This window comes from Pseudomonas sp. Tun-23181 (assembly GCF_057415455.1).
In genome coordinates this window covers 3,440,006-3,455,154 of sequence record NZ_CM171630.1, presented here as the reverse complement: position 1 = coordinate 3,455,154, position 15,149 = coordinate 3,440,006, and the positions used below count along the sequence as shown (strand labels likewise).

Below are 15,149 nucleotides of genomic sequence, written 5' to 3'. Positions count from 1 at the left end.
GCAAGCCATGCACTGATGCAGTTCCTTGTGACCAGGCAGTGCGCAGGTGGAGCTGAAAGGCCCTTCGTCATTGCCGCGACATGCGTCGGCGGGGGAGGAGGGAGTCGACGACGGGTTACAAAGCCAGGCGCTGCGCTTAGACTTGAGACGGGTTTGTTTTCCTGGGGCAAGTCCACCAAATCGGGAGAGAGTTTCATGAAGCTAGTCACTGCCATCATCAAGCCGTTCAAGCTGGACGACGTGCGCGAGTCGCTGTCGGAAATCGGCGTGCAGGGCATCACCGTGACCGAAGTCAAGGGCTTCGGTCGGCAGAAAGGCCACACCGAGCTGTATCGCGGTGCCGAGTACGTGGTCGATTTCCTGCCCAAGGTGAAGATCGATGTCGCCATCGACGACAAAGACCTTGACCGGGTGATCGAAGCCATCACCAAGGCCGCCAACACCGGAAAGATCGGTGACGGCAAGATCTTCGTGGTCAATCTGGAGCAGGCGATCCGCATCCGTACCGGCGAAACCGATACCGACGCGATCTAAGAAAAAGCCTCACCAAACCCAACGCCCCAGGAGAAAACAACATGACTCTGCGCAAGATCGCAGGGCTAGGAGCCCTATTGTCCCTCGTAATGCCTGGCCTGGCCCTGGCAGAGGAAGCCACCCCGGCGCTCAACGCCGGTGACACCGCCTGGATGCTCACCGCCACCGCGCTGGTGCTGTTCATGACCATTCCGGGCCTGGCCCTGTTCTACGGCGGCATGGTGCGTTCGAAGAACGTGTTGTCGGTGATGATGCAATGCTTCGCCATCACCGGCCTGATGAGCGTCCTGTGGATGGTCTACGGCTACAGCCTGGCGTTCGATACCACCGGTATGGAACAGGGCGTGGTCAACTTCAATTCCTTCGTGGGCGGTTTCTCCAAGGCATTCCTCAGCGGCGTGACCCCTGACAGCCTGACCGCGGCGTTCCCCGAGGCGGTGTTCATCACCTTCCAGATGACCTTCGCCATCATCACCCCGGCGCTGATCGTCGGTGCCTTCGCCGAGCGCATGAAGTTCTCCGCCATGCTGATCTTCATGGGCGTGTGGTTCACCCTGGTCTACGCTCCGATCGCGCACATGGTCTGGAGCGGTGACGGCGCGCTGATGTGGGACTGGGGCGTGTTGGACTTCGCCGGTGGCACCGTGGTGCACATCAACGCCGGTATCGCCGGCCTGGTCTGCTGCCTGGTGCTGGGCAAGCGCAAGGGCTACCCCACCACGCCAATGGCGCCGCACAACCTGGGCTACACCCTGATGGGCGCGGCCATGCTGTGGATCGGCTGGTTCGGCTTCAACGCCGGCTCCGCCGCAGCCGCCAACGGCACCGCCGGCATGGCCATGCTGGTGACCCAGATCGCCACGGCTGCCGCGGCCTTGGGCTGGATGTTCGCCGAATGGATCGGTCACGGTAAGCCAAGCGCCCTGGGCATCGCCTCCGGCGTGGTCGCCGGCCTGGTGGCCATCACCCCGGCCGCCGGCACCGTCGGCCCGATGGGCGCCCTGGTGATCGGCCTCTGCTCGGGCGTGATCTGCTACTTCTGCGCCACCAGCCTCAAGCGCAAGCTCGGCTATGACGACTCCCTCGACGCCTTCGGCGTGCACGGGATCGGCGGTATCGTCGGCGCGATCCTCACGGGGGTCTTCGCCGCCCCGGCCCTGGGCGGGTTCGGCGAGGTCGTGGATATCGGCGCGCAGGTCTGGGTGCAGGCCAAGGGCGTGATTTTCACCGTGGTCTACACCGCCATCGTCACCTTCGTGATCCTCAAGGTGCTGGATGTGGTGATGGGCCTGCGGGTCAACGAAGAAGAAGAGTCGGTCGGCCTCGACCTGGCTCAGCACAACGAACGCGGCTACAACCTGTAACTGCGACGCGGTAAAAAATCTGCCCGGTTCGCCGGGCATTTTTTTGCCTGGAATTCGCTGTTCGGCGAAGAGCAAACGGTTTACCCGACACGTTCGTGACACGGCCCGAAAACTTACAGCTCACAGGGCATTCAGGGAGCTTTGCTTTTTCTCCGGGCGCGCTAGAATGCGCGCCGGAAGGGTGCTTGACGAGCTGTCCGCACACTTCGCCACCCTTTGCTAGGCTTGCCAATAGCACGGAGCCAGCAGGTGGCGCCGGGCTGTTCCGGCCAATGGCTCAAGGATTTCGTCAGGCCCTGCCAGGAGCAGGGTCTGCAGGGTGCCGGCCTCCCATCAGGAGGTGAACGCCCAGGGCAGTGGCCAACCCACGGCCAGTTGAATTTTCACCGATGGCTGCCGGTCTACGGCTGCACGGTCTATAACTAATCTGCTTTTCGCAAGTCATGAGGTAGAACATGAGCGACGACGATCTGGAAAACGATGACCTCGAAGTAGGCGATGAAGACGAGGGTGATGAGGGCCTCGACGCAGCAGCGGCAGATGATGTAGCCGAAGACGCTGGCGAAGACGACAGCCCCGCCCCCGCTGCGAAGGGCAAGGCCAAGGCCGCTGTCTCGGTTGACGACATGCCGAGCTTGGAAGCCAAGCAGAAGGAGCGCGATGCCTTGGCCAAGGCCATGGAAGAGTTCCTGGCGCGTGGCGGCAAGATCCAGGAGGTCGAGCCCAACGTGGTCGCCGATCCGCCCAAGAAGCCGGACAACAAGTACGGCAGCCGCCCTATCTGAGTGGTTGAATGCAAGAAAGCCCGCCGTCGCTGCGGGCTTTTTTGTGGGCGCTGTCGGCCCAAATGACGGCTGGAAAGTCTTAACTGACCGGCCTCGAGCTTGCTCTGCAGGGTGCCGAGCCCCTAGCGCCAGCGTGCCAGAACGTCGGGCAACTGCGATAACCGCTGGATCTGCGCATCCGGCGCCTGTTCGCCTTCCCAGTCCTTGCCCTGGGGGTTGAACCACACCGCTCGCAGCCCGGCGCGCTGGGCGCCGGCGATATCGTCCCCAGGGTGGTCGCCGATATGCACGGCGGCCTGCGCCTCTACTTCACCCCGGCGCAGGGCCTCCAGGAACGGGGCTGGGTCCGGCTTGCCGATCCCCAGGTCCTCGGCGCACAGGGCGAACCTGAAGTAGTCCGCCAGCCCCAGGCGGTGCACGTCGGCATTGCCGTTGGTGACCACGCCGAGGGTGTAGTGATGGCGCAGGATCTCCAGCACCGGCTGCACCTCGGGGAACACCTCGACCTGGTGTCGTGCGTGGAGGAACACTTCGAAACCTTCGTTGGCCAGCTCCTGGGCGTGCTTCTCGCTGTAGCCGACCTCTTCCAGGGCATGGAACAGCACGCGCCGACGCAGGGCGCTGATGCGGTGCTTGAGGCCCGGTTCGGCCTGCACCAGGCGTTCGCGGATGGCATACAGGTGCTCGACCGGTACGCTGCCCAGGCTTGGCGCGTTGGCTTCGAGCCAGTCGCGCAGGACGATCTCGGCGCTGGCGATCACCGGTGCGGTGTCCCACAGAGTGTCGTCCAGGTCGAAGGTGATCAGCTTGATGCTCATGAGTCTGTGCCTTTGCTGCGTTTGGCCCGGGGGTGGGCGCTGTCGTACACCGCGGCCAGGTGCTGGAAGTCCAGGTGGGTGTAGATCTGCGTGGTGCTGATGTCGGCATGGCCGAGCATCTCCTGTACCGCGCGCAGGTCCTGGGACGACTCCAGCAAGTGGCTGGCGAAGGAATGGCGAAGCATGTGCGGATGCAGGTGCTGGCCCAGCTCGCGCTCGCCGGCGGCCTTGACCCGCAGTTGGATGGCGCGTGGGCCCAGGCGCCGGCCCTGGCGGGAGAGAAACACCGCGTTATCCTGTGGGGCGCTGATACCGCGCAGCCGGAGCCACGCCTGCAACGCTTCGCGGGCCTTGCGGCCGACCGGCAACACGCGGGTCTTGCCGCCCTTGCCCAGCACCTGCACCAGCCCGCCTGCCAGGTCCAGATGCTCCAGGTCGAGGTTGGTCAGCTCCGACAGGCGCAGGCCGGACGAATAGAACAGTTCGAGGATGGCCTGGTCGCGGCGGGCGATGAAGTCGTCGTCGACGCCACCGTCGAGCAGTTGCAGGGCGCGATCGGTATCCAGCGCCTTGGGCAGCCGGCGCTCCCCTTTGGGTGGCGCCAGGCTGTTGGCTGGGTCGTGCTGGCACAGGCCCTCGCGGTTGAGGTAGCGGTACAGGCCGCGCACCGCCGAGAGCAGGCGTGCCAGGCTGCGGGCGGACTGGCCATGCTGGTGCTGGCGCGCCACCAATTGGCGCAGTTGCTGGACCTGCAGCGCTTCCCAGCCAGCGATACCCTGGCTGTTGCAGAAGTCGATGACCTTTTCCAGGTCGCGGCGATAGGCCAGCTGGGTGTGTTCGGACACCTGGCGCTCGTTGCGCAGGTGTGCGCAATAAGCCTCCAGCTGGCGTTCCATCAGCGCACCGATCGCAGGGTCTGGGTGAAGCGCGGGAGGACGCGGCCGAGCACCTCGGCGATATAGCTCAGGAACAGGGTGCCAACGGAGCTCTTGTAGTGCTGCGGATCGCGGCTGCCGATCGCCAGCACGCCGTGCAGGCCCTGGTGCTCGAGGGTGGCGACGGCGCTGGAGCCGACCTCCTTGTGCTGTCCCTCGCCGAACAGGAAGGCCAGTTCGTGCTCGCGCAGGTTGCCACTGACCGTCTTGCCACTGCCCAGCAGCCCGCCAATGGCTTGCTGGGCCTCGGCGCTGCTGACCCAGCGGCCGACCGGGGCGGCATTCTCGCCGAACAGGATCAGGCTGACGAAGGGCACCTGGAACGCCTGGCGCAGGCTGTCCTCGACCGCCATCACCACTTCCTCCAGGCTGCTGGCATCCAGCAGGTCGAGGATCAGCCGGCGGGTCTTGTCGAACAGCCGGTCGTTGTCCCGGGCCACATCCATCAACTGCGACAGGCGATGGCGCATCTCGATGTTGCGGTCGCGCAGCAGCGTGAGCTGGCGTTCGACCAGCGACACGCTGTCGCCGCGCTGGTGCGGGATGCGCTGCTCGATGAGCAGCTCGTCGTGCTCGGCGAAGAACGTCGGGCGGGCACGCAGGTAGGCGACCACGGCCTCGTCATCGAGGTCGCTGGCCTGTTCGGGTAGAACCTGGGGCTGATCGGTCATGGAAGTCACTCGCTTAGAGACGAACCTGTCCCTCAAAGACACGTACGGCCGGGCCGGTCATCAGCACCGGTTTGCCGGGGCCGGCCCACTCGATGCTCAGGCGACCGCCTGGCAGGTCGATGGATACCGGCGAGTCCATCCAGCCCTGGCTGATGGCCGCCACCGCGGCCGCGCAGGCACCGGTGCCGCAAGCCTGGGTCTCGCCAGCACCACGCTCCCAGACGCGCAGGTTGGCGCGGTGGCGGTCGATGACCTGGATGAATCCGGCGTTGACCCGCTGCGGGAAGCGCGGATGGTGCTCGATCTTCGGGCCCAGTTCATGGACCGGGGCCGTGCGCACGTCGTCGACGCGCAGCACGCAATGGGGGTTGCCCATGGACACCGCGGCGATCGGGTAGATCTGGCCGTCGACCTCCAACGGATAGCTCAGCGCCTGGGCCTGGGCAACGAACGGGATGTCGGCCGGGGCGAGGCGTGGTGGGCCCATGTCGACACAGACCTGGCCATCGTTGCGCACGTCCAGCTCGATGATGCCGCCCTTGGTTTCCACACGGATGCGCTTTTTCGCGGTCAGGCGCTTGTCCTGCACGAAACGGGCGAAGCATCGCGCACCGTTGCCGCACTGTTCGACTTCGGAGCCATCGGCGTTGAAGATCCGGTAGCGGAAGTCCACGTCCGGGTTGTTCGGTGCCTCGACGATCAGCAGCTGGTCGAAGCCGACGCCGGTGTGGCGGTCGCCCCATTGCTTGGCATGCTTGGGCTGGATGTGCGCGTGCTGGCTGACCAGGTCGAGGACCATGAAGTCGTTGCCCAGCCCATGCATCTTGGTGAAACGCAGCAGCATGGGGTCACTCCGGCAGCAGGCTTTCGCCGGCGAACAGTTCGGCGATGGTTTCCCGGCGACGTACTTCATGGGCCTGGTCGCCGTCGACCAGTACCTCGGCGCAACGGCCACGGGTGTTGTAGTTCGAGCTCATGACGAAACCATAGGCGCCTGCGGAGCGCACGGCCAGCAGATCGCCCTCGGCGAGGTTCAGCACGCGGTCCTTGGCCAGGAAATCGCCGGTCTCGCAGATCGGGCCGACCAGGTCGTAGGCGCGGCCTTCGCCCTCGCGCGGGGTGACGGCGTCGACCCCCATCCAGGCCTGGTACAGGGCCGGGCGGATCAGGTCGTTCATCGCCGCGTCGATGATGGCGAAGTCCTTGTGCTCGGTGTGCTTGAGGTATTCCACCCGGGTCAGCAGGACACCGGCGTTGGCCACGATGTAGCGGCCCGGCTCGAACACCAGGGCCAGGTCGCGCTCGCCCACGCGCTCGCGGATCGCCTTGATGTAGTCGGCCACCAGGGGCGGCTCTTCGTCACGGTAGCGCACGCCGACACCGCCGCCCAGGTCCAGATGGCGCAGGTGAATGCCGCATTCGGCGAGGCGATCGACCAGCACCAGCAGGCGGTCGAGGGCATCGAGGAAGGGGGCGACGCTGGTCAGCTGCGAGCCGATGTGGCAGTCGACGCCGACGACGTCCAGGTTCGGCAGTTGCGCCGCGCGCACGTACAGGGCCTCGGCGTCGGTGATGGCGATGCCGAACTTGTTTTCCTTCAGGCCGGTGGAGATGTAGGGGTGGGTACCGGCATCGACGTCCGGGTTGACCCGCAGCGAGACCGGTGCCTGCACGCCCATCTCGGCGGCGACTGCCTGCAGGCGCTCGAGCTCGTCGGCGGATTCGACGTTGAAGCAGTGCACGCCCACTTCCAGGGCGCGACGCATGTCCTGGCGGGTCTTGCCGACGCCGGAGAACACCACGCGATCGGCACGGCCACCGGCGGCCAGCACGCGCTCCAGTTCACCGCCAGAAACGATGTCGAAGCCTGCGCCCAGGCGGGCGAGCAGGTTCAGCACGCCGAGGTTGGAGTTGGCCTTGACGGCGAAGCAGACCAGGTGCGAGGTGCCCTCGAGGGCATCGGCGTAGCTGCGGTACTGGGCCTCGATGTGGGCTCGCGAGTACACGTAGGTGGGGGTGCCGAAACGTTCGGCGATGGCCGACAGGGCCACGCCTTCCGCGAACAGTTCGCCGTCGCGGTAGTTGAAAGCGTCCATTGGATTTCCTTACTGCGCTGGCGTCTGCTCGGGCTGCAGCTCAGGCTGCTGTTCCTGCGGCTGCGATGGCTGGGCGTGTTGGTGCTGGTGGGACTTTTGCTCTTTCCCATTGCCCTCTTCAGGCAGGTACAGGGGGCCCTTCTGACCGCAGGCCGAAACCAGGCAAGCAACCGCGACCAGCGCCGCAAGGGAGGAAATCAGGCGCTTCATTGGCGAAATCCTTTGAAATAAGCAGTATTGCGCCCGAGTATACCGAGCGACCGCCGGATTGCCTATGCAAGGGCCGGTCCGCCCGGCGGGCCAGCCTCGAGCGGCAAGCGGCAAGAAAAAGCAGCCTGGCGCACAATGTCAGTCAGTTAAGCGGCGCTTTGTCATTTTTGGGGCTACCTTGCAGCCCACCGTCGGCAAGCCGGCTCCCACAGGGATCGCGGCGACCACACATGATGCGGTTTGCATGGACAGTGTGGGAGCCGGCTTGCCGGCGATGGGGCGCGAAGCGGCCCCAAATGACAACTGAACGTCTTAACTGACCGGCATTGGCCTGGCGCATGCTTGGCTTTTTCTTGCCGCTCGACGCTTGCAGCTTGCAGCTGATTGGCGTGAAGCTTTGCATTCCCGCCAAGTCGCCCGTATCTTGCCCGGCTTGCCGTAAGTAGCCAATTTCGAGGTTCCTGCAATGAGTTTGAGCGAAGCGCGTTTCCATGATCTGGTCGACGCGACCCAACAGGCCCTGGAAGACCTGTTCGATGAGAGCGGCCTGGATGTGGACATGGAGAATTCCGCCGGGGTGCTGACCGTCAAGTTCGACAACGGCAGCCAGTTGATCTTCAGCCGCCAGGAACCGCTGCGCCAGTTGTGGCTGGCCGATCGCTCCGGCGGCTTCCACTTCGACTACGACGAACAGAGCGGCAAGTGGGTCTGCGAGAAGAGCGAGGAGCTGCTGGGCGAGATGCTCGAGCGTATCGTCTGGGAGCGGGCCGGCGAGAAGCTGGACTTCGACGAGATCTGAGATGAGCGACCCGGCACGGCCCCCGAAGCCGCTCTACAGCAACGTCAGCCCGGCGGTACCTTCGCCGTGCGTGAACGTCTGCCGGCTCGATGAGCACAAGGTCTGTCGTGGCTGTTTCCGGCCGGTGGAGCACATCCGCGAATGGCGTTCGGCCGATGACGAGCGACGCCGGCAGATCTGCCGCGAGGCCCAGGCCCGACGGGTGCGGTACGCCGCGCAGTGACGGCCGGGCTTGAGTATTTGCCCGGCTGTGGTAGTGTCGAACCCAGCGTCGGTGATGCCGAAAGTATTCACAAACCCCGCCCTTGGGCGGGGTTTTGCTTTATCTGCCTGTTAAAAAGGAGTCTGACTGGATCATGAGCACCAAGCCTTCCCTCATCCTCACCCGATTGGACGTACAGCGTCTCGAGCGTCTGATCGACAGCCTCGATGAAAGTACGCCGGGTGTGCTCGCCCTGCAGGACGAGCTGGACCGCGCCGACCAGGTTGTCGGTCACGAGGAGGTCCCGGCCGGTGTAGTGACCATGAATTCGCGCGTGCACTGCCGCGAAGAAGCCAGTGGCAAGGACTACCACCTGACCCTGGTCTATCCCAAGGACGCAGGGCCTGAAGGGAACGTCTCCATTCTCGCGCCGATCGGCTGTGCGTTGCTGGGGCTGTCGGTGGGCGACCAGATCGACTGGCCGGCCCCTGGTGGCAAGACCCTCAAGCTCACCCTGCTGGATGTCGAATACCAGCCGGAGGCGGCGGGCGACTACGACCTGTAGGCGGTTTTCGCGGTAGCGGTGCCGGCCATCTGGGGACGCGAAGCGGCCCCAATGAAGGCCTGCAGGGCCCCACTAGGGCTCCAGGGCCGCCTGCAACTGCTCCAGCCCATCGTTGAGCGCCTGCTCCAGCTCGCGCTTGTAGCGCAGGTAGAGCACCGTCGAGCCTTGGTCGTCCTCCAGTAGCTCGGACAGGTCCAGGTCGGTGATGTAGCAGCGGTAGTTGCCGGCGCTGCGACGCCGGCCGATGATCTGGCGGGCAACCACGGCGTAGAGCTGGTCGCCATGCTCCAGTTCGGAGAACTCCTGCTGGTCGCAGTAGAGCGTGACGTGCACATCGTCGCCCGTGCCAGCCTGCAGGATCGCTTGCACCTCATAGTAGGGCTGGTCGCTGCCATCGCTCGGCGCCGGGCGCGGCTCCAGGCTGCGGGCCTTGCCGGCACCGGAGGGCTGCAACTGGTAGTAGAGGATGTCCAGCGATGCCTGTTGCAGGCTGTCGAGCGGCAGCAGGGCGTCGCGGCGTATCACTACCGAACGCAAGAAGCGCTGCAGGGGCAGCAGCAGGTGGGTTTCGTCCTGCAAGGGCAGGCGCTGCTGCCAGAGGGCGTTGTACTCGTCCAGCACGTAGAGGTCGGCCCAGCCGTCGAGCAGGCGATAGAACACCTGGATGCAGCCCGGTTGCCCTTGCCCCAGAATCAGCGGCAGGTCGTGATCCTGCAGGGCATTGGCGTCCAGGTGCAGGGGGCTGTACTCACCGCGTTCCTCGCCCAGGCAATCGAGCACGGCCTCGTGGTCGGCGAGGGTGGCCAGGCTGACCTGCCCAGGCTGCAGCTCCAGCACATGGGTGTACTGCGCCACCTGCAGCAGGTAGCGATGGTTCAGCGCCTGGTCGAGCAGCGACTGCGCGGTATCGAAGATATCCTCGACCCGCTGGCGGATGGCCTGGGCGCGGTTGTGGCAGAAACAGCGTACCCGCAGCCGTGGCCGGTGCTTGCGCTGGCCGAGGCTGTTGAGGAAGTCGCGCAGGCAGCGCACCAGCGCGTGCTCGCCGTCGTAGCGCTGCACCAGCACTTCGTTCCAGCTGTTGAGGGTGACCTGGTCGAGGGTCAGCACCAGGTTCTCGCGCACACCGGCGTAGCTCAGCGAGTCGGTGCGCTCGGTGGTCATCAGGATGTTCAGGTCGCGATGATGGCGCAGCGGGTCGATGCCGACGTTGACCAGCAGCAGGATCTCGTCGGCCACGCTCGGCTGCAGCAGGCGGATCTCGCTGACGGTTTCCAGCGGCAGCGCAATGGTCTGTTGCAGGCTGCCCAGCAGGTTGAACAGCTCGAATTCGCTCAGGTCGCTGACCCCGGGGTGCAGGGCCAAGCGTGTGCTGCTGTCGATCACCCCGTTGCGATGGGCCCAGGTGAGCAGTTCGAGCAGTTCGCGGCAGCGCTTGATCGGGCTGAAGTGCTCCCATTCGTGCACGCCGAGGTTGCCATTGTACAGCCCCCAGTGGTGGGTCCCGGGCTCCTTGCGGTTGGGCGATTGGACCAGGGTCAGGGTATCTTCGGCCAGGTCCGGGGCGATGCCTGGGTTGATCACCTCGATCTTGCCAGCGCGGCGCTCGAAGGCAGCGTACAGGCGGCGGCCGAGGACGTTGAGGTCGCGCTGGTCGGCGCGGCTGCTGGCGTTCTGGCTGCGGGCGAACTCGCCGAGGAAGCGGTAGCTGTGGTTCAACTCGGCCACCAGCTCACGGCGCTCGGCAGCTACCTGGCGTACCTTCCACTGGCTGCGGCTGTCGAGCATGGCCAGTTGGCGCAGGTTCCAGCCCCATTCCTCGGCCAGGCGCCCGAGCAACCGGCGTTGCCAACCGCCGACACGTGAGCGGCCGGGTTCGCTGAGCTTCTTGTTGACCTTCAGGTACAGGGCGCGCCGCACCAACTCCAGGCGTGCGGTTTCGCCCCGGCGTTGCAGGTAGCGCTCGATGCGCCGGTAGACCATCACGTAGGGGTCGAGCTCGTCGAGGTCCAGGCGATTGGCGAACACTGCCTGCTTGTAGTCCAGGCTCAGGCAGCGTACCTCGGGGTGCTCGCTGGCATAGGCTTCGGTCAGCAGCAGCTTGAGCACCGACTTGTAGGGCGAGTCGATGCCCTTGAACAGTTGCCACAGCCCGGCACCGACGAATTCGCCCGGCGGGATGTGCGCCAGGTGGCCGAGGTCGAGGTCGTCCTCGGCACGGATGAAACGCTTGGACAGCAGCACCTGGGTGTATTCCCGGTAGTTGTGCTCCTGGTAGACCGGGACCAGCCACCACAGCGGCGTGCGGCCGGCCAGCCAGATCGCCGTGCGGTAGAACTCGTCGAGTAGCAAGTAATGCTGGGTGGTGCCGCAGTCATCGGAGCCGAGCTGGCCATCGCGCTCACCCTGGACGAACCCCTGGGGCTCGATGAGGAAGAAGTGCGCCTCGGCGCCCTGGCTGGCGGCCCAGGCCTCGAGCAACTGGCACTTGCGCCGCAGCTCGGCCAGTTCGGCCTCGCCCAGGTTCGCGGCATGGCAGACCCACAGGTCCATGTCGCTTTGCTCGGCCTGGGCCAGGGTGCCCAGGCTGCCCATCAGGAACAGGCCAAGGATCGGTCGCGGTGGGTTGCCATGACGGGCCTTGTGGGTGAACGAGCGGGCCAGGCGCTGGGCCTCGGCCAGCAACTGGGCGTCGGGCTCGAACCCCGAGACACCGGCCGGTGTATTGCCCGAGACATAGCCGGGCAGCAACGGGTGGTTGACGTGGAACAGTAGCGGCAGCAGGGTCAGCACCTGCTGCTGGCGTGTGGACAACCCTTCCATGGCCCGCTCCAGTCGCCCCTGGTTGAGCTGCAGGAAGCGCGCACGCAGCTTCGCCAGCTCCTTGCGGTCGATGCCTTGTTCCAGGTCGGGGCGGATTTCGTGGGGGTGGTTCATTGCGCACTCAGGCAGGCCAGGGGAGCACTGGCGAGTTTAGCCTGAGTGCGGCGCTCGGATAAGCGTTGGCTGGGTTATTGACGTCATTTTCCTCGCGGGCGTGGGGCTTTTTCGCGGCAGTTCGGCGCCCCGGCAGGCCCCCACAGGAACAACGCCGTCCTTGAGGGCGCCGGCGAACCTGTGGGAGCTTGCCCGCGCAAAGGGCGCTGCGAACTCAAGCCGGCTGCACGGCCTTGAGGATGGTCAGCAACTGCTGGACGTTCTCGGCGGCATCCAGCCCCAGGCTGGTCAGGTAGCCGCCATCGGGCTGGGTGGTCAGTTGCTTGTCGTGCAGGCGCCGGGCCGCGGCGACCAAAGTGGGGGAGGCGTTGCTGTGGACCTTGATGCCTTCCTGGCTGCTGTCCAGGTTGAACAGGGCGAGGACTTCCAGTTCGGCGATCAGTTCGGGGGTGAAGGACATGGATGACTCCTGACTTCCAGACAAGGATGGCGGCACCGTTGCCGGCGCCTGATCCAGGAGTGTAGTCAGGCTTCGTCGTTGTCGCCTTGATCTGCTTCAGGTGGCAGCTCGGGCAAGGCGCGCAGGGCGTTCTCGTACCATTGGCCATTGAACGGCCGGTCCTCGTCGAGCATGGCGTCGATCTCGATGGCCAGCACATGGGCCATGAGGTTGAGGATGTCCTCGCGTTCGTAGCCGACCAGGGTCAGCTTATTGAAGGTGGCCTTGGCCGCTGCTGGCTCGCCGCTTTCGATCTGGTTCTCGATGGCCTGAATCAGGGTCGCTTCGACGAAGGCTTCCTCGTCATTGTTGTCGATGTCGCTGGGTTCGCTCATGGCGCTGCTCCTGTGGTGGAGCACACAGTGTGCCATGCCCGCACTGCGGATGCCCTGTCATCGACAGCTCGCATGATGCTGGCCAGGCCGGGGCGATCGGTCTATAACAGCCGGGCCATCCCCACACGGCCTGGAGGCTGTATCAATGCTCAAGCTTCACGGATTCGCGGTCAGCAACTACTACAACATGGTCAAGCTGGCCCTGATGGAAAAAGGCTTGCCCTTCGAAGAGGTGCCGTTCTTCGCCGGCCAGAGCCCGCAGGCCCTGGCCATCAGCCCACGCGGCAAGGTGCCGGTGCTGGAGACCGAGCAGGGGTTTATCAGCGAGACCTGCGTGATCCTCGACTATATCGAGCAGACCCAGGCCGGCAAGCCACTGCTGCCGGCGGATGCCTTCGCCCAGGCCAAGGTGCGCGAGTTGCTCAAGGAGATCGAGCTGTACATCGAGTTGCCGGCGCGTACCTGCTACCCCGAGGCGTTCTTCGGCATGGCGGTGGAGCCGGTGATCAAGGAACGCGCCCGCAGCGAGCTGCTGGCCGGTTTCGCCACGCTCAAGCGCAACGGCCGCTTCGCCCCCTACGTGGCGGGCGAGCAGTTGACGCTGGCCGACCTGATGTTCTGTTTCTCGGTGGACCTGGCCTGCCTGGTGGGCAAGAAGGTGCTGAACATCGATTTCCTGGCGGACTTCCCGCAGGCAGGGGCATTGCTGGAGAAGCTGGGAGAGAACCCGCACATGGCGCGGATCGTGGCGGACAAGGACGCGGCGATGCCGGCGTTCCTGGAGATGATGCGCAGCAAGCGCTGAGGGGGATGCCGCGAGCGAGGGCGTAGCCCTCGCACTGGGGGAAGCCTTAGCGCGAAGCCAGCAGCGCCTTGCCCCGGGCCACGGCTGCACGCACCTGCGCCGGCGCGGTGCCGCCGATATGGTCACGGGCGTTGACCGAGCCTTCCAGGGTGAGCACGGCGAACACGTCCTGCTCGATCTGGTCGCTGAACTGGCGCAGCTCGTCCAGGCTCATCTCGGCCAGGTCCTTGCCGGTGTCGACGCCGTACTTCACCGCGTGGCCGACGATCTCGTGGCAGTCGCGGAAGGGCAGGCCACGGCGCACCAGGTAGTCCGCCAGGTCGGTGGCGGTGGAGAAGCCGCGCAGGGCCGCCTCGCGCATCACCGCGTGGCGCGGCTTGATCGCCGGGATCATGTCGGCGAAGGCGCGCAGGGAGTCGCGCAGGGTGTCGGCGGCGTCGAACAGCGGTTCCTTGTCTTCCTGGTTGTCCTTGTTGTAGGCCAGCGGCTGGCCTTTCATCAGGGTCAGCAGGCCGGTCAGGGCGCCGAACACGCGGCCGCTCTTGCCGCGAACCAGCTCGGGAACGTCCGGGTTCTTCTTCTGCGGCATGATCGAGCTGCCGGTGCAGAAGCGATCAGGCAGGTCGATGAACTGGAACTGGGCGCTGGTCCACAGCACCAGTTCCTCGGAGAAGCGCGACAGGTGCATCATCGCCACGCTTGCAGCCGCGCAGAATTCGATGGCGAAGTCACGGTCCGACACGCCGTCGAGCGAGTTGCCGGCCACGGCCTCGAAGCCCAGCAGCTTGCAGGTCAGCGCGCGGTCGATCGGGTAGGTGGTACCGGCCAGCGCGGCGCTGCCCAGGGGCATGCGGTTGGTGCGCTTGCGGCAGTCGACCAGGCGCTCGTAGTCGCGGCTGAGCATCTCGAACCAGGCCAGCAGGTGGTGGCCGAAGGTGACCGGCTGGGCGGTCTGCAGGTGGGTGAAGCCGGGCATGATGGTCTCGGCCTCACGCTCGGCCTGCTCCAGCAGGCCCTGCTGCAGGCGGGTGATCTCGGCCAGGATCAGGTCGATCTCGTCGCGCAGCCACAGGCGGATGTCGGTGGCCACCTGGTCGTTGCGGCTGCGGCCGGTGTGCAGCTTCTTGCCGGTGATGCCGATGCGGTCGGTCAGGCGGGCCTCGATGTTCATGTGCACGTCTTCCAGGTCGACGTGCCAGTCGAAGGCGCCGGCCTCGATCTCGCCCTGGATGGTCTTCAGGCCGTCGATGATGGCGTCGCGCTCGGCGTCGGTGAGTACGCCGACCTGCGCCAGCATGGTGGCGTGGGCGATCGAACCCATGATGTCGTGGCGGTACAGGCGCTTGTCGAAATCGACCGAGGCGGTGAAGCGGGCGACGAAGGCGTCGACGGGCTCACTGAAGCGGCCGCCCCAGGACTGATTGGTCTTGTCGGTGCTCATGGATTCACTCGTTGAAGGCGTGAACGAAAAAAGTGGCGTCGATCATAACAGGGTTGAGGCCTGCGCCGCAGGGGCGTCGGTCGAGAGAAACCCCGGCGAGGCGGAGGCGGGCGGGTCCTGGGGATATTCAATGATTGAACGGCAGTGTTCCAC

At 65.4% G+C, this 15,149-nt stretch carries 17 protein-coding genes; 7 read left to right on the top strand and 10 right to left on the bottom strand.

Annotated features, from left to right (window positions below; translation table 11 throughout):
* The first annotated feature begins 195 nt into the window (after positions 1-195).
* The 3 genes from glnK to sutA all read left to right on the top strand — a co-directional run bounded on the left by glnK (position 196) and on the right by sutA (position 2,683).
* A complete protein-coding gene (gene glnK, locus ACDI39_RS16415; protein ID WP_002555808.1) occupies positions 196-534 on the top strand; it encodes a P-II family nitrogen regulator in 339 nt (112 codons plus the stop codon).
* Positions 535-575: 41 nt separating this feature from the next.
* Entirely contained in the window at positions 576-1,898 is a 1,323-nt protein-coding gene (locus tag ACDI39_RS16410) for an ammonium transporter (protein ID WP_253101296.1), read from the top strand.
* A 455-nt stretch (positions 1,899-2,353) separates the two neighbouring features.
* Positions 2,354-2,683 (top strand): transcriptional regulator SutA, encoded by a 330-nt coding sequence (sutA, locus tag ACDI39_RS16405; protein WP_225786725.1) that lies wholly within the window; start codon positions 2,354-2,356, stop codon positions 2,681-2,683.
* 122 nt (positions 2,684-2,805) lie between these two features.
* On the opposite strand, the gene ACDI39_RS16400 is transcribed toward sutA, so the two are convergent.
* From ACDI39_RS16400 to lptM, 6 genes are read right to left on the bottom strand one after another with little or no spacing between them, the layout of a single operon-like run.
* On the bottom strand, positions 2,806-3,501 hold the full coding sequence (locus tag ACDI39_RS16400) for an HAD family hydrolase (protein ID WP_225786724.1): 696 nt from the start codon (positions 3,499-3,501) through the stop codon (positions 2,806-2,808).
* Complete coding sequence (xerC, locus tag ACDI39_RS16395; protein WP_486536948.1) at positions 3,498-4,397, bottom strand: tyrosine recombinase XerC; 900 nt, start codon at positions 4,395-4,397, stop codon at positions 3,498-3,500. Before xerC ends, ACDI39_RS16400 begins: the two co-directional genes overlap by 4 nt.
* Positions 4,397-5,107: a DUF484 family protein gene (locus ACDI39_RS16390; RefSeq protein ID WP_225786722.1), complete on the bottom strand. Its 711-nt coding sequence runs from the start codon at positions 5,105-5,107 to the stop codon at positions 4,397-4,399. The genes xerC and ACDI39_RS16390 overlap by 1 nt, the downstream gene beginning before the upstream one ends.
* A gap of 13 nt (positions 5,108-5,120) precedes the next feature.
* Positions 5,121-5,951, bottom strand: coding sequence for a diaminopimelate epimerase (dapF, locus tag ACDI39_RS16385; protein ID WP_225786721.1), 831 nt, complete (start codon positions 5,949-5,951; stop codon positions 5,121-5,123).
* Positions 5,952-5,955: 4 nt separating this feature from the next.
* Complete coding sequence (gene lysA / locus ACDI39_RS16380) at positions 5,956-7,203, bottom strand: diaminopimelate decarboxylase (protein WP_225786720.1); 1,248 nt, start codon at positions 7,201-7,203, stop codon at positions 5,956-5,958.
* A gap of 9 nt (positions 7,204-7,212) precedes the next feature.
* The gene (lptM, locus tag ACDI39_RS16375) at positions 7,213-7,413 is read right to left on the bottom strand and encodes an LPS translocon maturation chaperone LptM (protein WP_225786719.1); all 201 of its coding nucleotides are present in this window, start codon (positions 7,411-7,413) and stop codon (positions 7,213-7,215) included.
* Positions 7,414-7,879: 466 nt separating this feature from the next.
* Between lptM and cyaY the strand changes: the two genes are divergently transcribed.
* The 3 genes from cyaY to rnk all read left to right on the top strand — a co-directional run bounded on the left by cyaY (position 7,880) and on the right by rnk (position 8,979).
* A complete protein-coding gene (cyaY, locus tag ACDI39_RS16370) occupies positions 7,880-8,212 on the top strand; it encodes an iron donor protein CyaY (protein ID WP_225786718.1) in 333 nt (110 codons plus the stop codon).
* Position 8,213: 1 nt separating this feature from the next.
* A complete protein-coding gene (locus ACDI39_RS16365; protein ID WP_225786717.1) occupies positions 8,214-8,435 on the top strand; it encodes a DUF1289 domain-containing protein in 222 nt (73 codons plus the stop codon).
* A gap of 133 nt (positions 8,436-8,568) precedes the next feature.
* Positions 8,569-8,979 (top strand): nucleoside diphosphate kinase regulator, encoded by a 411-nt coding sequence (gene rnk / locus ACDI39_RS16360; RefSeq protein ID WP_225786716.1) that lies wholly within the window; start codon positions 8,569-8,571, stop codon positions 8,977-8,979.
* A gap of 72 nt (positions 8,980-9,051) precedes the next feature.
* On the opposite strand, the gene ACDI39_RS16355 is transcribed toward rnk, so the two are convergent.
* The 3 genes from ACDI39_RS16355 to ACDI39_RS16345 form a co-directional block, all read right to left on the bottom strand.
* Positions 9,052-11,916: a class I adenylate cyclase gene (locus ACDI39_RS16355; RefSeq protein ID WP_486536947.1), complete on the bottom strand. Its 2,865-nt coding sequence runs from the start codon at positions 11,914-11,916 to the stop codon at positions 9,052-9,054.
* A gap of 214 nt (positions 11,917-12,130) precedes the next feature.
* Complete coding sequence (locus tag ACDI39_RS16350; protein ID WP_225786714.1) at positions 12,131-12,376, bottom strand: TIGR02647 family protein; 246 nt, start codon at positions 12,374-12,376, stop codon at positions 12,131-12,133.
* 65 nt (positions 12,377-12,441) lie between these two features.
* Entirely contained in the window at positions 12,442-12,750 is a 309-nt protein-coding gene (locus ACDI39_RS16345; protein WP_225786713.1) for a hypothetical protein, read from the bottom strand.
* A 145-nt stretch (positions 12,751-12,895) separates the two neighbouring features.
* Between ACDI39_RS16345 and ACDI39_RS16340 the strand changes: the two genes are divergently transcribed.
* Positions 12,896-13,555 (top strand): glutathione S-transferase, encoded by a 660-nt coding sequence (locus tag ACDI39_RS16340; RefSeq protein ID WP_225786712.1) that lies wholly within the window; start codon positions 12,896-12,898, stop codon positions 13,553-13,555.
* 46 nt (positions 13,556-13,601) lie between these two features.
* Here the strand turns inward: ACDI39_RS16340 and argH are convergent, their stop codons facing one another.
* Positions 13,602-14,996, bottom strand: a complete 1,395-nt coding sequence (gene argH, locus ACDI39_RS16335; protein WP_253090669.1) for an argininosuccinate lyase — start codon at positions 14,994-14,996, stop codon at positions 13,602-13,604.
* Positions 14,997-15,149 lie beyond the last annotated feature (153 nt).

Bases quoted from the DNA above. Each gene is read 5' to 3' on its own strand.
- rnk (WP_225786716.1), top strand. From the start codon at position 8,569: ATGAGCACCAAGCCTTCCCTCATCCTCACCCGATTGGACGTACAGCGT.
- lptM (WP_225786719.1), bottom strand. From the start codon at position 7,413: ATGAAGCGCCTGATTTCCTCCCTTGCGGCGCTGGTCGCGGTTGCTTGC.
- sutA (WP_225786725.1), top strand. From the start codon at position 2,354: ATGAGCGACGACGATCTGGAAAACGATGACCTCGAAGTAGGCGATGAA.
- ACDI39_RS16390 (WP_225786722.1), bottom strand. From the start codon at position 5,107: ATGACCGATCAGCCCCAGGTTCTACCCGAACAGGCCAGCGACCTCGAT.
- cyaY (WP_225786718.1), top strand. From the start codon at position 7,880: ATGAGTTTGAGCGAAGCGCGTTTCCATGATCTGGTCGACGCGACCCAA.
- ACDI39_RS16345 (WP_225786713.1), bottom strand. From the start codon at position 12,750: ATGAGCGAACCCAGCGACATCGACAACAATGACGAGGAAGCCTTCGTC.
- xerC (WP_486536948.1), bottom strand. From the start codon at position 4,397: ATGGAACGCCAGCTGGAGGCTTATTGCGCACACCTGCGCAACGAGCGC.
- ACDI39_RS16340 (WP_225786712.1), top strand. From the start codon at position 12,896: ATGCTCAAGCTTCACGGATTCGCGGTCAGCAACTACTACAACATGGTC.
- ACDI39_RS16350 (WP_225786714.1), bottom strand. From the start codon at position 12,376: ATGTCCTTCACCCCCGAACTGATCGCCGAACTGGAAGTCCTCGCCCTG.
- glnK (WP_002555808.1), top strand. From the start codon at position 196: ATGAAGCTAGTCACTGCCATCATCAAGCCGTTCAAGCTGGACGACGTG.
- ACDI39_RS16365 (WP_225786717.1), top strand. From the start codon at position 8,214: ATGAGCGACCCGGCACGGCCCCCGAAGCCGCTCTACAGCAACGTCAGC.
- lysA (WP_225786720.1), bottom strand. From the start codon at position 7,203: ATGGACGCTTTCAACTACCGCGACGGCGAACTGTTCGCGGAAGGCGTG.
- ACDI39_RS16400 (WP_225786724.1), bottom strand. From the start codon at position 3,501: ATGAGCATCAAGCTGATCACCTTCGACCTGGACGACACTCTGTGGGAC.
- argH (WP_253090669.1), bottom strand. From the start codon at position 14,996: ATGAGCACCGACAAGACCAATCAGTCCTGGGGCGGCCGCTTCAGTGAG.
- dapF (WP_225786721.1), bottom strand. From the start codon at position 5,951: ATGCTGCTGCGTTTCACCAAGATGCATGGGCTGGGCAACGACTTCATG.
- ACDI39_RS16410 (WP_253101296.1), top strand. From the start codon at position 576: ATGACTCTGCGCAAGATCGCAGGGCTAGGAGCCCTATTGTCCCTCGTA.
- ACDI39_RS16355 (WP_486536947.1), bottom strand. From the start codon at position 11,916: ATGAACCACCCCCACGAAATCCGCCCCGACCTGGAACAAGGCATCGAC.